Source organism: Pseudomonas sp. GW823-FHT05G12, from assembly GCF_058795575.1.
On sequence record NZ_CM179501.1, the window covers coordinates 4,971,120 to 4,985,214 of the forward strand.

Consider the following 14,095-nt stretch of genomic DNA (forward strand, 5'->3'; position numbering starts at 1 on the left):
CCCCAGGCTTGTACAACGTAAGGTTCAGATCACTCGATCTGACCGTGGCAATGCTTGAACTTCTTGCCCGAACCACACCAGCACGGCTCGTTGCGGCCCAGCTTCTGGTCATTGCGTACTGGCGCCGAGGCTACCGCTACTTCGGCACCCTCCTCGCTCAGTTGCTCACTTTCCAGGCCCGGTGCAGCGGCGTGCTGGAACTGCATGCGACTCGCCAGCTCTTCGGCCTCGCGGCGCAGGCGGGCTTCCTCTTCGGCCGGGTCTTCGCGGCGAACCTGTACGTGCGACAGCACGCGGATGGTGTCGCGCTTGATCGACTCCAACAGCTCCTGGAACAGGCTGAACGACTCGCGCTTGTACTCCTGCTTCGGGTTCTTCTGCGCATAACCACGCAGGTGAATACCGTGACGCAGGTGGTCCATGGTCGACAGGTGGTCTTTCCACAGGTCGTCCAGTACGCGCAGCAGAATCTGCTTCTCGAAGGTTCGCAGGGCCTCGAGACCGGCCTGGTCTTCCTTCTCGGTGTAGGCCGTGGTGATCTCGCTCAGCAGCTTCTCGCGCAGGGTCTCTTCGTAGAGGTGATCGTCCTCGTCGAGCCATTGCTGGATCGGCAACTTGATGGCGAAATCGCTGGCCAGCGAAGCCTCCAGGCCGGCTACGTCCCACTGCTCTGGCAGCGACTGCGGCGGAATGTGCTGGCTGATGGTAGCGTCCAGGACTTCCTTGCGGAATTCGACGATGGTGTCGCCAATGTTGTCGGCGGCCAGCAGGCTGTTGCGCATGTGGTAGATCACCTTGCGCTGCTCGTTGGCGACGTCGTCATATTCGAGCAATTGCTTACGAATGTCGAAGTTGCGGCCTTCGACCTTGCGCTGGGCTTTCTCGATAGCGTTGGTGACCATGCGGTGCTCGATGGCCTCGCCCGACTGCATGCCCAGTGCCTTCATGAAGTTCTTCACCCGGTCAGAGGCGAAGATGCGCATCAGGCTGTCTTCCAGCGACAGGTAGAAGCGGCTGGACCCCGGGTCGCCCTGACGACCGGAGCGGCCACGCAGCTGGTTGTCGATACGGCGCGATTCGTGGCGCTCGGAAGCGATTACATGCAGGCCACCCGTCTCGATCACTTGCTGGTGACGCTTCTGCCAGTCGGCCTTGATCTGGGCGATCTGCTCGGCTGTCGGGTTTTCCAGGGCAGCCACTTCGGCTTCCCAGTTACCGCCCAGCAGGATGTCGGTACCACGGCCAGCCATGTTGGTGGCGATGGTCAGTGCACCTGGCGCGCCTGCTTGCGCGATGATCTCGGCTTCCTTCTCGTGATACTTGGCGTTGAGCACCTTGTGGTCGATGCCTTCCTTTTTCAGGAGGTTGGACATGTGCTCGGAAGTTTCAATGGTCGCGGTACCCACCAGCACCGGACGGCCCAGCTTCATGCTTTCCTTGATGTCGGCGATGATCGCGGCGTATTTCTCGTCAGCGGTCAGGTACACCAGGTCGTTGTAGTCCTTACGCGCCAGTGGCTTGTTCGGCGGAATGACCATCACGTTCAGGCCATAGATCGACTGGAACTCGAACGCTTCGGTGTCGGCGGTACCGGTCATGCCGGACAGCTTGGTGTACAGGCGGAAGTAGTTCTGGAACGTGGTCGAAGCCAGGGTCTGGCTCTCGGCCTGGATGTTCAGGTTCTCTTTTGCCTCGATGGCCTGGTGCAGGCCCTCGGACAGGCGACGGCCCGGCATGGTACGGCCGGTGTGTTCGTCGATCAGCAGAACCTGGCCGTCCTGGACGATGTACTCGACGTTGCGGTGGAACAGCTTGTGTGCACGAAGACCGGCGTAGACGTGTGTCAGCAAGCCCAGGTTGTGCGCGGAGTACAGGCTCTCGCCTTCAGCCAGCAGGCCCGCCTGGGCCAGCATCTCTTCGATGAACTGGTGACCGGCTTCGTTCAGCTCCACCTGGCGACTCTTCTCGTCGATGGTGAAGTGGCCTTCCTGGGTGACCTGGCCTTCGACCTCTTCGATGTGCTGGGTGAGGCGCGGGATCAGGCGGTTGATCTCGATGTACAGCTTGGAGCTGTCCTCGGCCTGACCGGAAATGATCAGCGGGGTACGCGCTTCGTCGATGAGGATGGAGTCGACTTCGTCGATCACGGCGAAGTTCAGTTCACGCTGGAACTTCTCGTCCTGGCTGAACGCCATGTTGTCGCGCAGGTAGTCGAACCCGAATTCGTTGTTGGTGCCGTAGGTGATGTCGGCTGCATAGGCGGCGCGCTTTTCTTCCGGCGGCTGGAAGGCCGAGACGATACCGACCGACAGACCGAGGAATTCGTACAGCGGGCGCATCCAGTTGGCGTCACGGCGCGCCAGGTAGTCGTTGACGGTGACCACATGCACGCCCTTGCCGGACAATGCGTTGAGGTAGACGGCCAAGGTACCGACCAAGGTCTTGCCTTCACCGGTGCGCATTTCTGCGATCATACCCTCGTGCAGGGTCATGCCGCCGATCAACTGCACATCGAAATGGCGCATGCCCATTACGCGCTTGCCGGCCTCGCGGGCCACGGCGAAGGCTTCGGGCAGCAACTGGTCCAGTGTCTCGCCTTTGGCCAGGCGTTCCTTGAACTCTGCAGTCTTGCCCCGCAGTTGCTCGTCGGAGAGGGCCACCATCTTCTCTTCGAAGGCATTGACGATACTCACCGTCTTGAGCATGCGTTTGACTTCACGCTCGTTCTTGCTTCCAAAAAGTTTTTTTAACAAAGGCGCAAACATATCGGCAGGATCTTCCACACGTAGGGATGGAGGGCGGCCCCATGAGTCGCCCGTGCAGCCCATAGGCCGCATGCGAACGAGCATTCTACCCGGAAACGATGGTGAGGAAAGTGGTGGATTTCCACGATGCTGATACAGCGTTTTGGCGGGGGCCTGTTTTAGATAGGGGCATTTTCACTGAGTTCAAGGCTTGGCAACATGAAAGCTATCGAGAACCAGTCTTGTCTTTGGCTGCCTGTGCCGGCCCCTTCGCGGGTGAACCCGCTCCTACGAGGTATCGATAGCCCTGGTAGGAGCGGGTTCACCCGCGAAGAGGCCGGTACAGGCAACGGAGATGTTAGACTGTGCCCACGTCACCTCACGCGTACCCCCATGGCCTACAAACCCTCCCCCGCCCAGCCGCCCTCCGCCCTGCTGCGCCAGGTGCGCCCGCTGCGCCTGCTGCTGAACCAGGCCGAGCGCCTGGAGCACTTGCAGCGCCTGCTGGAAAGCCAGTTGCAACCGGCTGCCCGCGAGCACTGCCATGTGGCGTCCTGGCGCGATGGTACTTTGTTGCTGGTGGTTACCGACGGCCATTGGGCCACCCGCCTGCGCTACCAGCAGAAGCGCTTGTTGGCGGCACTGCAGGCCATGGAAGCATTCGGCAACCTCAGGCGCATCCTGTACAAGGTGCAGCCGCCGCTGGTGCCGGCCAAGCGGGGCGGGCATGCTGCCGAGCTTTCGAACAGCGCGGCCGAGAGCCTGCGCGACACCGCCGAAGGCATTACCGACCCCAAACTGCGCGCAGCACTGGAACGGTTGGCCGCCCACGCCCAGGGCAAGCCATAAAAAAGGCCACCCGAAGGTGGCCTTAATGAACTAGAGAGTGTTCGAACTTACACGGCCGCAACAGGGCGCATGTACGAGATCGGTGCCGTACTGGCATCTTCGAAAGTGACCACTTCCCAGGCATCGGTTTCAGCAATCAGCTTGCGCAACAGCTGGTTGTTCAGCGCGTGGCCGGACTTGAAGCCCTTGAACTCGCCGATCAGGCTGTTGCCCAGCAGGTACAGATCGCCGATGGCGTCGAGGATCTTGTGCTTGACGAATTCGTCTTCGTAACGAAGGCCGTCTTCGTTGAGCACGCCGTCCTCATCGACCACGATGGCGTTCTCGACACTGCCACCCAACGCAAGGTTGTGCTTGCGCAGGTACTCGATGTCACGCATGAAACCAAAAGTACGCGCGCGGCTGACTTCCTTCACGAACGACGTGCTGGAAAAGTCGACGCTGGCGCTCTGGGTCCGGTTGCGAAGCACCGGGTGATCGAAATCGATCTCGAAGCTCACCTTGAAACCTTCGAAAGGCAGGAACGTGGCGCGCTTGTCGCCCTCTTCCACGGTTACCTCACGCAGGATGCGGATGAACTTCTTGGCTGCGTCCTGTTCTTCCAGGCCGGCAGACTGAATCAGGAATACAAAAGGACCGGCGCTGCCATCCATGATCGGCACTTCCGAGGCGGAGAGCTCGACGTAGGCGTTATCGATGCCCAGACCCGCCATGGCGGAGAGCAGGTGCTCGACCGTATCGACCTTGACGTCACCGTTGACCAGCGTCGTCGACATGGTTGTCTCGCCGACGTTGGCCGCACGCGCAGGGATCTCGACCACAGGGTCGAGGTCGGCGCGGCGGAAGACGATGCCGGTGTCAACAGGTGCAGGCTTGAGGGTCAGGTAGACCTTCTCCCCGGAGTGCAGACCGACACCTGTGGCACGGATGGTATTCTTCAGGGTGCGTTGTTTAATCATGGCATTGGCCGCTTCAGCGCAAATTGCGAACAGGTATCAACAAAGGCTGGGGATGATAACAGACCCAACCTTTGATGAATACCAATCACCTTTATACCCCTGATAAATTCCATTAATCAGCCTGACGACGCAGGAATGCCGGGATATCGAGGTAGTCCAGGTCATCCTGAGGGTTCAGTTTAGCGGCTGCGGCAGCACCTGCATGCGCCTGGTTGCGCATGACGGTCGGGCGCTCCAGGTCACGGTAGTTGACCGCTGGCTGCTCCTGGCGCACCGGCGCAGGATTGGACGCTTCGTACGCCTGCTGGGCAGTCTGCAGGGTATTGTCGACCACCTTCACAGGCTTCTCGATGCGTGCGCCCAGACCAGTGGCCACCACGGTCACGTGCAGTTCGTCGCGCATGTCCGGGTCGATCACGGTGCCGACCTTGACCATCGCGTGGTCGGAGGCGAAGGCTTCGATGATGCTACCCACGTCGGAGTACTCACCCAGCGACAGGTCCGGGCCTGCGGTGATGTTCACCAGGATACCGCGGGCGCCCTGCAGGTTGACGTCTTCCAGCAGCGGGTTACGGATAGCTGCCTCGGTGGCTTCACGCGCACGGTTCGGGCCGCTGGCGCAACCAGTACCCATCATGGCCATGCCCATTTCACCCATCACGGTGCGCACGTCGGCGAAGTCGACGTTGATCATGCCTGGGCGCTTGATGATGTCGGAGATACCGCGTACGGCACCGGCCAGAACATCGTCAGCCTTGGCGAAGGCGGACAGCAGGCTGGCATCCTTGCCCAGGATGGTCAGCAGCTTCTCGTTGGGGATGGTGATCAACGAGTCGACGCTTTCAGCCAGCATGCGGATGCCTTCATCGGCGATCTGCATGCGCTTGCGGCCTTCGAACGGGAACGGACGGGTCACCACTGCTACGGTGAGGATACCCATTTCCTTGGCCACTTCGGCAATGATTGGCGCTGCACCGGTACCGGTACCGCCACCCATGCCGGTGGTGATGAACACCATGTTGGTGCCCTGCAGCACTTCGGCAATGCGCTCACGGTCTTCCAGCGCGGCCTGACGGCCGACTTCCGGATTGGCACCGGCACCCAGGCCCTTGGTCACACCCGTGCCCAATTGCAGGATGGTGCGCGCGCCAATGTTTTTCAGCGCCTGGGCATCGGTGTTGGCGCAGATGAATTCCACGCCTTCGATGCTGCTCTTGACCATGTGGTTGACGGCGTTGCCGCCACCACCACCAACGCCGATCACTTTAATGACCGGACTTTGCGGGACGTTGTCTACGAGCTCGAACATTTTCCCTCTCCTTACAGTTCTCTAGTTGTTGCGCCTACCACTACTGCTTTGAAACTTAGAAGTTGCCCTGGACCCACTTCTTGAAGCGTTCAAGCACTGGGGCCTTCGGTTCATCGCCATAGCTGTTGCTGCTGCTGTTGCTGTTACCGGTCAGGGCCAAGTCCTCGGACTGCTTCAGCAGGCCGTAGGTGAGCAAGCCCACACCAGTGGAATAGATCGGGTTGCGCACCACGTCGCTCAGCCCCCGAACGCTGTGCGGCACGCCCAGGCGTACCGGCATGTGGAAAATTTCCTCGGCCAGTTCGACGGCGCCTTCCATCTTCGCGGTGCCGCCAGTGAGGACGATGCCGGCGGGCACCAGGTCTTCGTAGCCGCTGCGGCGCAGTTCGGCCTGGATCAGGGTGAAGAGCTCGTCGTAACGTGGCTCCACCACCTCGGCCAGGGCCTGGCGCGACAGCTCGCGCGGTGGGCGATCGCCCACGCTTGGCACCTTGATGGTCTCGCCAGCGCCAGCCAGTTTGGCCAAGGCACAGGCGTAGCGGATCTTGATTTCTTCGGCGTACTGGGTCGGGGTACGCAGGGCCATGGCGATGTCGTTGGTCACCTGGTCGCCAGCAATCGGGATGACCGCCGTGTGGCGGATGGCACCCTCGGTGAAGATGGCGATGTCGGTGGTGCCGCCACCGATGTCCACCAGGCACACGCCCAGCTCTTTTTCATCATCGGTCAGCACCGAGTAGGCCGAAGCCAGCTGCTCGAGGATGATGTCGTCGATTTCCAGGCCGCAGCGGCGCACACACTTCTCGATGTTCTGGGCGGCGTTGACTGCGCAAGTGACCACGTGAACCTTGGCTTCCAGGCGCACGCCAGACATGCCCAGCGGCTCGCGCACGCCTTCCTGGTTGTCGATCACGTAGTCCTGCGGCAAGGTGTGCAGCACGCGCTGGTCGGCCGGAATCGCCACGGCCTGGGCAGCGTCGAGTACGCGCTCCAGGTCGGCCAGGCTGACTTCGCGGTCACGGATGGCGACGATGCCGTGGGAGTTCAGGCTGCGGATGTGGTTACCGGCCACACCGACGAACGCCGAGTGGATACGGCAGCCGGCCATCAGCTGCGCCTCTTCCACGGCGCGCTGGATCGACTGCACGGTGGACTCGATGTTCACCACCACGCCTTTTTTCAGGCCACGGGACGGATGGGTGCCGATCCCGACGATTTCCAGGGTGCCGTCTTCGCCCACTTCGCCCACCAGCGCCACCACCTTGGAGGTGCCAATGTCCAGCCCGACGATCATTTTGCCGCTATGCGCGTTTGCCATGGTCCTGCCTCTCTCTAATTCTTCGCAACGGCGGGTTGGGCCGTCGTCGGTGCAATCGGTTCCCGCCAACCAACGGCAAGTCCGTTGGAATAACGCAGATCAATGCGGGCGATAGTGGTGATCTGGTCTTTGAGTGTCTTGTCGTAAATGGCAATGAAACGGCGCATCTTCTCCACCAGATGATCGCGCCCCAGCAGCAACTCGATGCCTGGCCCGGCACTGCTCGCACCGGTGGTCAGGAACCAGCTGCCTCGCTCGCGCAGCTCCAGGCGAGCGATGGAAAAGCCCAAGGGGCGCAGCATCTGGCTCAATACCTGATACTGCTGCATGACTTGTTGCTGAGCACGCTGCGGCCCGGCCAGCTGCGGCAGGTGCTCATAGTTGGCCAGCTCGCGCGGGGTGAAAGCCTGACCCTGGTTGTTGAGCAGGGCCGCGTCCCCCCAGCGTGCCACCGGCAGCTGCTCTTCAAGGCGGATCACCACCTCGTCGGGCCACACCCGGCGCACTTCGGCGTGGGCGATCCACGGCATCTGCTCGAGCTCGGCGCGCATCGCCGGCAGGTCGACGCTGAAGAAGCTCGCCGCCACGTAGGGCGCGATACGCTGCTGCACCGATTGCTGACTGATGTAGCTGAGGTCGCCCTGCACATCGATCTTGGTGATCGGGCGGTCGGCGTACGGCATCAGGCGAACGGCGCCCTCGTAGGCACCAAAGCCGGCCGCCACCAGCAACACCGGCCACAGCAAGCGCTTCAGGCCGCCCAGGCTTGGCCGGGGCAGGCGCGCCGATACGGGCTCGTCGGCCACCAGCCGGCTGGCACCACGCGGCACCGGCTTGCTACGGCCGGTAACGGGTTGCTGCTGACGTATCATCGCGCCTTGCATGGTTATTAACCTCGCGTCGCCACGCTTTCGGCCAGGATTGCCAGCACCAGTTGCTGGAAGTCCAGGCCAGCCGCGCGGGCCGCCATGGGCACCAGGCTATGATCTGTCATGCCTGGTGCGGTGTTGACTTCGAGCAGCCAGAACCGGCCCTGCTCGTCCTGCATCACGTCCAGCCGCCCCCAGCCTTCGATGCCAATGGCATCGCAGGCGCGCGCGGTCAGGTCGATCAGTTCCTGTTCCTTGACGCTATCCAGCCCGCACGGGATGCGGTACTGGGTATCGTTGGCGATGTACTTGGCGTCGTAGTCGTAGAACACGTGCGGCGTACCCAGGGCGATCGGCGGCAGCACCTGGCCGCGCAGTACCGCGATGGTGAACTCCGGGCCGTGGATCCACTGCTCCACCAGTACCTGGGAATCGTATTTGGCGGCGTCCTGCCAGGCGGCGACCAGTTCCTGGGTGCTGTTCACCTTGGCCATGCCGATGCTAGAGCCTTCATGGGCGGGTTTGACGATAAGCGGGAAGCCCAGTTCCGTACTGGCCTGCAAACAATCGCTTTCGCTCGCCAGCACCGCGTGGCGTGGCGTGGGAATGCCCAGGCTCTGCCACACCTGCTTGGTGCGCAGCTTGTCCATCGCCAGCGCCGAAGCCAGGATGCCGCTGCCGGTGTAGGGGATGCCCAGGCACTCCAGCAAACCTTGCATGCTCCCGTCTTCACCGCCACGGCCGTGGAGGATGATGAAGGCGCGGTCAATCTTCTCGCTCTGCAGGCGTGCGAGCAGGTCGTCACCGACGTCGATGGCAACCACGTCGACGCCGGCAGTGCTCAGCGCATCGATCACTGCGGCGCCGGATTTCAGCGACACTTCACGCTCGGCGCTCTTGCCACCGTACAGCACGGCGACGCGACCGAACGCCTTGACGTCCAGGGTCGAGTGCAGCTTGTCGTAGGCGCTGGTCATTTCGACTTCTCCTGCTTGGCGCCTGCGAACAGCGGGCTTTTCATCAACTGGGGGGCCAGGCCGCCGACATCACCGGCACCCTGGCAGAGCAGGATGTCGCCAGCGCGCAGCAGTGGCTTGACCAGCGGTGCCAGTTCGGCGCCGCGCTCGATGTAGATCGGGTCCAGCTTGCCGCGCTGGCGGATGCTGTGGCACAGCTGACGGCTGTCGGCACCGGGGATCGGCTCTTCGCCGGCCGGGTAGACTTCCATCAGCAGCAGCACGTTGGCATCGCCCAGCACTTGGACGAAATCGTCGTACAGGTCGCGGGTGCGGCTGTAGCGGTGCGGCTGGTAGACAATCACCAGGCGGCGGCTTGGCCAGCCACCGCGCACAGCCTTGATCACCGCCGCCACTTCGGTGGGGTGATGACCGTAGTCGTCGACCAGCATCACACTGCCGCCTTCGACCGGCAGTTCACCGTATACCTGGAAGCGACGACCGACACCCTGGAAGCCGGACAGGCCCTGGACGATGGCCTCGTCAGTAATGCCTTCGTCAGTGGCGATGGCGATGGTAGCCAGGGCGTTGAGCACGTTGTGGTTGCCGGGCATGTTCACCGAAACCTCCAACGGCTCGCGGTCACGGCGCAGCACGGTGAAGTGGGTCTGCATGCCCTGCTGACGCACATTGATGGCGCGGATGTCGGCCTCTTCGCTGAAGCCGTAGGTCACGGTCGGGCGCTTCACCTGCGGCAGGATCTCGCGAACCACCGGGTCGTCCAGGCACATCACCGCCAGCCCATAGAACGGCAGGTTGTGCAGGAACTCGACGAAGGTTTTCTTCAGCTTGTTGAAGTCACCTTCGTAGGTCGCCATGTGGTCGGCATCGATGTTGGTGACAACCGCCACCATCGGCTGCAGGTGCAGGAAGCTGGCATCGCTTTCGTCTGCTTCAGCGATCAGGTAGCGGCTGGTGCCCAGCTGCGCATTGGTGCCGGCAGCGGTAAGGCGGCCACCGATGACGAAGGTCGGGTCCAGGCCACCGGCGGCGAACACTGAAGCCAGCAGGCTGGTCGTGGTGGTCTTGCCGTGAGTACCGGCAACGGCCACGCCATGGCGGTAACGCATCAGTTCGGCGAGCATCTCGGCACGCGGCACCACCGGAATGCGCCGCTCGAGGGCGGTGGCAACTTCCGGGTTGGCCGGGTTGATGGCGCTGGACACCACCAGCACATCGGCGGTGGCAGCGTTTTCGGCGCGGTGGCCGACGAAGATCTCAGCGCCGAAGGACTCCAGGCGTTCGGTGACCGGCGAGGCTTTAAGGTCCGAACCGGACACTTCATAACCCAGGTTCAGCAACACTTCGGCAATACCGCACATGCCCACGCCGCCGATGCCGACGAAGTGAATGCGGCGAATACGGCCCATCTTCGGCTGGGGCATGGCTTTCTGGCTCTCAACCATGGGCCACCTCCAGGCAGATATCGACCACGGTGCTGGTTGCAGCAGGTTTGGCCAGGCGCCGTGCGGTGCCAGCCATGACGTTGAGTTTCTCGGGTTGCATCAGCACCTCGTTCAGGCGTTCAGCGAGTTGCGCTGCGCCAGTTGTCGCTTGTGGCATCAGGAAGGCAGCGCCTTCGCGGGCCAGATATTGGGCGTTGTGGGTCTGGTGATCGTCGATCGCGTGGGGCAAAGGCACCAGCATCGAAGGCAGGCCTGCTGCTGCCAGTTCGCTGACAGTCAAGGCACCGGCCCGGCACACCACCAGGTCGGCCCAGCCATAAGCCTGGGCCATGTCTTTGATGAAAGGCTCTACCTGAGCCGCGACGCCCGCCTCGTGATAACGCTCGGCGGTGATCGGTGCGTGCTGCTTGCCGGCCTGGTGGAACACCTCTGGCCGCAGCGCCGCGGGCACCTCGGACAGGGCCTTAGGCAACAATTTGTTCAATGGTTCCGCACCCAGGCTGCCCCCCAGCACCAACAGGCGTGCGCGGCGCTCGCCCAAAGGCGTGCGTTGCGCGTCCATGAAGAGCTCCGGACGCACCGGGTTGCCGGTGGTGCGACGTTTGTCGCTGGCCTCGAAGGTGTTCGGGAAAGCTTCGCAGACCCGCGCCGAGAGTGGCACCAGCAACCGATTGGCGGTACCGGCCCTGGCGTTCTGCTCATGGATCACCAGTGGCACGCCGCACAGCCGCGCGGCCACGCCGCCGGGGCCGGTCACATAGCCGCCAAAGCCCAGGACACATACGGGCTTGAGCTGGCGAATGATGCGCCGTGCCTGCAGCACTGCCTTGACCAGGGTGAAAGGCGCCTTGAGCAACGACAGCTTGCCCTTGCCGCGCAAGCCGCTGACCTGAATCAGATGCAATGGCAAACCCGCCTGCGGCACCAGCTCGTTCTCGATGCCACGCGGGGTGCCCAGCCAGTGCACGCTGTAACCGCGCGCCTGGAACTCACGGGCGCAGGCCAGCGCCGGGAACACGTGCCCCCCGGTGCCGCCGGCCATGATCAACACATTATTGCCTTCAGCGGCCATGACTGGTCTCCTCGGCAAAATCGCTTTCGCTGAATTCGTGCTCCTCACTGCCCAGGTGCGTGCGGCTCTCCCATTCGATGCGCAGCAACAGGCCCACGCAGGCGCAGCAGATCACCAGCGAGCTCCCCCCGTAACTGAGAAACGGCAGGGTCAGGCCCTTGGTCGGCAGCAGGCCGACATTCACACCGATATTGATCAGGAACTGGCCAATCCACAGGAAAGCCAGGCCGAACGCCATGTAGGCGGCAAAGAACTGTTTGGCTTTTTCGGCCCACAGGCCGATGTACAGGGCGCGCACGGTGACAAACACGAACAGCGCGACGGTCAGCAGCGAGCCGACCACGCCCAGTTCTTCCGCCAGGACCGAGAACACGAAGTCGGTGTGCGCTTCAGGCAGGTAGAACTGCTTCTGCACGCTGTTGCCCAGGCCAACGCCCAGCCACTCGCCACGGCCGAAGGCGATCAGTGCCTGGGTCAGCTGGTAGCCCGAGCCGAACTGATCGGCCCAGGGGTCGGTGAACGTAATAAGCCGCGCCATCCGGTAGGGCTGCGCCTGCACCAGGACAAATACCGCCAGCACCGCCAGCACCACCATCAGGCTGAAGCGGAACAGCCCCACCCCTCCTAAAAACAACATGGCCGCCGCCGCGCCCATCATCACCACCGTGGCGCCGAAGTCCGGCTCCATCAGCAGCAAGGCGGCCATGGGCAGCAGCACGATGAACGGCTTGAAGAAGCCCATCCAGGTTTCGCGCACCTCGGTCTGTCGGCGTACCAGGTAGCCGGCCAGGTAGATGACCACGAACACCTTGGCGATTTCCGAAGGCTGCACGTTGAAGAAGCTGAAACCGATCCAGCGCATGGAGCCGTTGACCTCACGGCCGATACCCGGCACCAGCACCAGTACCAGCAAGCCGAAAGCGCCAAGCAGCATCATGAAGCCCATGCGCTGCCAAGTGGCGATCGGCACCAGGATGGTTGCACCACAGGCCACCAGGCCAAGGAACACGTACACCAGGTGGCGGAACATGTGATACAGCGGGTTGCCGGACTGTACCGCAGCCACTTCCGAGGAGGCCGAAGTGATCATCACCAGGCCCAGGCCCAGCAAGGCCAGGCAACCGGCGAGCATCGGGAAGTCCAGGTCGATGCCACGGCCGCTGATCAGCGGCGACGGGTAGGGTTTGAAGATGCCGAAGATCATGCAAGACCTCCCGCTGCCTGGGCGAACAGGCGTCCCCGTTCCTCGAAGTTCTTGAACATGTCGAGGCTGGCGCATGCTGGCGACAGCAGCACGGCATCGCCGGCCTGGGCGAGCTCGGCACACTGCTGTACGGCATCGTCAAGGGTCTTGACCCGAACCAGTGGCACGGCATCGCCCAAGGCCTCGGCCAGGCGCTCGGCATCACGGCCAAGCAATACCACGGCGCGGCAGAAACGCTTGACCGGCTCGCGCAGCGCAGTGAATTCAGCACCTTTGCCGTCACCACCGGCGATCAGCACCAACTTGCCTTCGATATCGGCGCCCAGGCCTTCGATGGCGGCCAGGGCTGCACCGACGTTGGTGGCTTTGGAATCGTCGTACCAGTTCACGCCATTACGCTCGCGTACCCACTGGCAACGGTGGGCCAGGCCACCAAACTCGCGCAGGGCCTCGAGCATGGGCTCGAACGGCAGGCCGGCAGCATGCCCCAGGGCCAGCGCCGCCAGGGCGTTGCTCTGGTTGTGAGCACCGCGAACCTTCAGTTCACGCGCCGGCATCAGCGTCTGGAACTCGAACGCCAGGTATTTCTCACCGTCCACTTCACGCAGGCCAAACGCTTTGAAGTCGGGCGGGTTGAGGCCGAAGGTCCAGCATGGACGGCCTTCCACCGGCAGCGGCCGGCTCAGGGCGTCCTGGCGGTTGACCACCACCTGGCGGGCACCGCGGAAAATCCGGTGCTTGGCCAGGTGGTAGGCCGGAAGGCCGCTATAGCGGTCCATGTGGTCTTCGCTGATGTTCAGAACGGTCGCCACTTCGGCGTTGAGCTGATCAGTGGTTTCCAGCTGGAAGCTGGAAAGCTCCAGCACGTACAGCTCGATGTCATCGGCCAGCAGGTCGAGCGCCGGGGTACCGAGGTTACCGCCCACGGCCACGCGTTTGCCGGCCTTGACGGCCATTTCACCGACCAGCGTCGTGACGGTGCTCTTGGCGTTGGAACCACTGATGGCAACGATCGGCGCCTTGGCATGGCGAGCAAACAGCTCTATGTCGCCAGACAGCTTCACGCCACGCGCGGCCGCCTGCTGCAAGGCCGGCGTGGCCAAGGCCAGGCCGGGGCTCACGTACAGCTCGTTGGCGCGGCACAGGAAGTCCACGTCCAGTTCACCACAGCGCACTTCCACCTGCGGGTAATCACGGCGCAGGGTTTCCAGTTCCGGCGGTTGCTCGCGGGTATCGGCGACCGCAAAGGCAATGCCCCGGCTCGCCAGGAAGCGAACCAGGGACATGCCGCTCTTGCCGAGGCCGACAACGATGCGGAATTGGTCGGAAGCGATCAAAGACACGCTCAT

At 62.8% G+C, this 14,095-nt stretch carries 11 protein-coding genes; 1 reads left to right on the forward strand and 10 read right to left on the reverse strand.

Annotated elements, in window-relative coordinates; all coding sequences use genetic code 11:
- Positions 1-29 precede the first annotated feature (29 nt).
- Entirely contained in the window at positions 30-2,765 is a 2,736-nt protein-coding gene (gene secA, locus AC3RCM_RS22740) for a preprotein translocase subunit SecA (protein WP_104887088.1), read from the reverse strand.
- Between the two features lie 372 nt (positions 2,766-3,137).
- On the opposite strand from secA, the gene AC3RCM_RS22745 reads away from it, so the two are divergent.
- Positions 3,138-3,593 carry a DUF721 domain-containing protein gene (locus AC3RCM_RS22745; RefSeq protein WP_003251875.1) on the forward strand — a complete coding sequence of 152 codons (456 nt, stop codon included), beginning with the start codon at positions 3,138-3,140 and terminating at the stop codon, positions 3,591-3,593.
- 47 nt (positions 3,594-3,640) lie between these two features.
- Here the strand turns inward: AC3RCM_RS22745 and lpxC are convergent, their stop codons facing one another.
- The 9 genes from lpxC to murD form a co-directional block, all read right to left on the reverse strand.
- On the reverse strand, positions 3,641-4,552 hold the full coding sequence (lpxC, locus tag AC3RCM_RS22750; protein WP_003251873.1) for a UDP-3-O-acyl-N-acetylglucosamine deacetylase: 912 nt from the start codon (positions 4,550-4,552) through the stop codon (positions 3,641-3,643).
- A 112-nt stretch (positions 4,553-4,664) separates the two neighbouring features.
- Entirely contained in the window at positions 4,665-5,861 is a 1,197-nt protein-coding gene (gene ftsZ / locus AC3RCM_RS22755) for a cell division protein FtsZ (RefSeq protein WP_003251871.1), read from the reverse strand.
- A gap of 55 nt (positions 5,862-5,916) precedes the next feature.
- On the reverse strand, positions 5,917-7,179 hold the full coding sequence (ftsA, locus tag AC3RCM_RS22760; RefSeq protein WP_003251867.1) for a cell division protein FtsA: 1,263 nt from the start codon (positions 7,177-7,179) through the stop codon (positions 5,917-5,919).
- 14 nt (positions 7,180-7,193) lie between these two features.
- Entirely contained in the window at positions 7,194-8,063 is an 870-nt protein-coding gene (locus AC3RCM_RS22765) for a cell division protein FtsQ/DivIB (protein ID WP_176682615.1), read from the reverse strand.
- Positions 8,064-8,068: 5 nt separating this feature from the next.
- Positions 8,069-9,025 carry a D-alanine--D-alanine ligase gene (locus tag AC3RCM_RS22770; RefSeq protein WP_020192745.1) on the reverse strand — a complete coding sequence of 319 codons (957 nt, stop codon included), beginning with the start codon at positions 9,023-9,025 and terminating at the stop codon, positions 8,069-8,071.
- Positions 9,022-10,470 carry a UDP-N-acetylmuramate--L-alanine ligase gene (gene murC, locus AC3RCM_RS22775; RefSeq protein ID WP_010952455.1) on the reverse strand — a complete coding sequence of 483 codons (1,449 nt, stop codon included), beginning with the start codon at positions 10,468-10,470 and terminating at the stop codon, positions 9,022-9,024. The genes AC3RCM_RS22770 and murC overlap by 4 nt, the downstream gene beginning before the upstream one ends.
- Entirely contained in the window at positions 10,463-11,542 is a 1,080-nt protein-coding gene (gene murG, locus AC3RCM_RS22780) for an undecaprenyldiphospho-muramoylpentapeptide beta-N-acetylglucosaminyltransferase (protein WP_492629153.1), read from the reverse strand. The genes murC and murG overlap by 8 nt, the downstream gene beginning before the upstream one ends.
- Entirely contained in the window at positions 11,532-12,746 is a 1,215-nt protein-coding gene (gene ftsW, locus AC3RCM_RS22785) for a putative lipid II flippase FtsW (RefSeq protein WP_020190051.1), read from the reverse strand. The genes murG and ftsW overlap by 11 nt, the downstream gene beginning before the upstream one ends.
- Positions 12,743-14,089, reverse strand: a complete 1,347-nt coding sequence (gene murD / locus AC3RCM_RS22790; RefSeq protein WP_064491343.1) for a UDP-N-acetylmuramoyl-L-alanine--D-glutamate ligase — start codon at positions 14,087-14,089, stop codon at positions 12,743-12,745. The genes ftsW and murD overlap by 4 nt, the downstream gene beginning before the upstream one ends.
- Positions 14,090-14,095 lie beyond the last annotated feature (6 nt).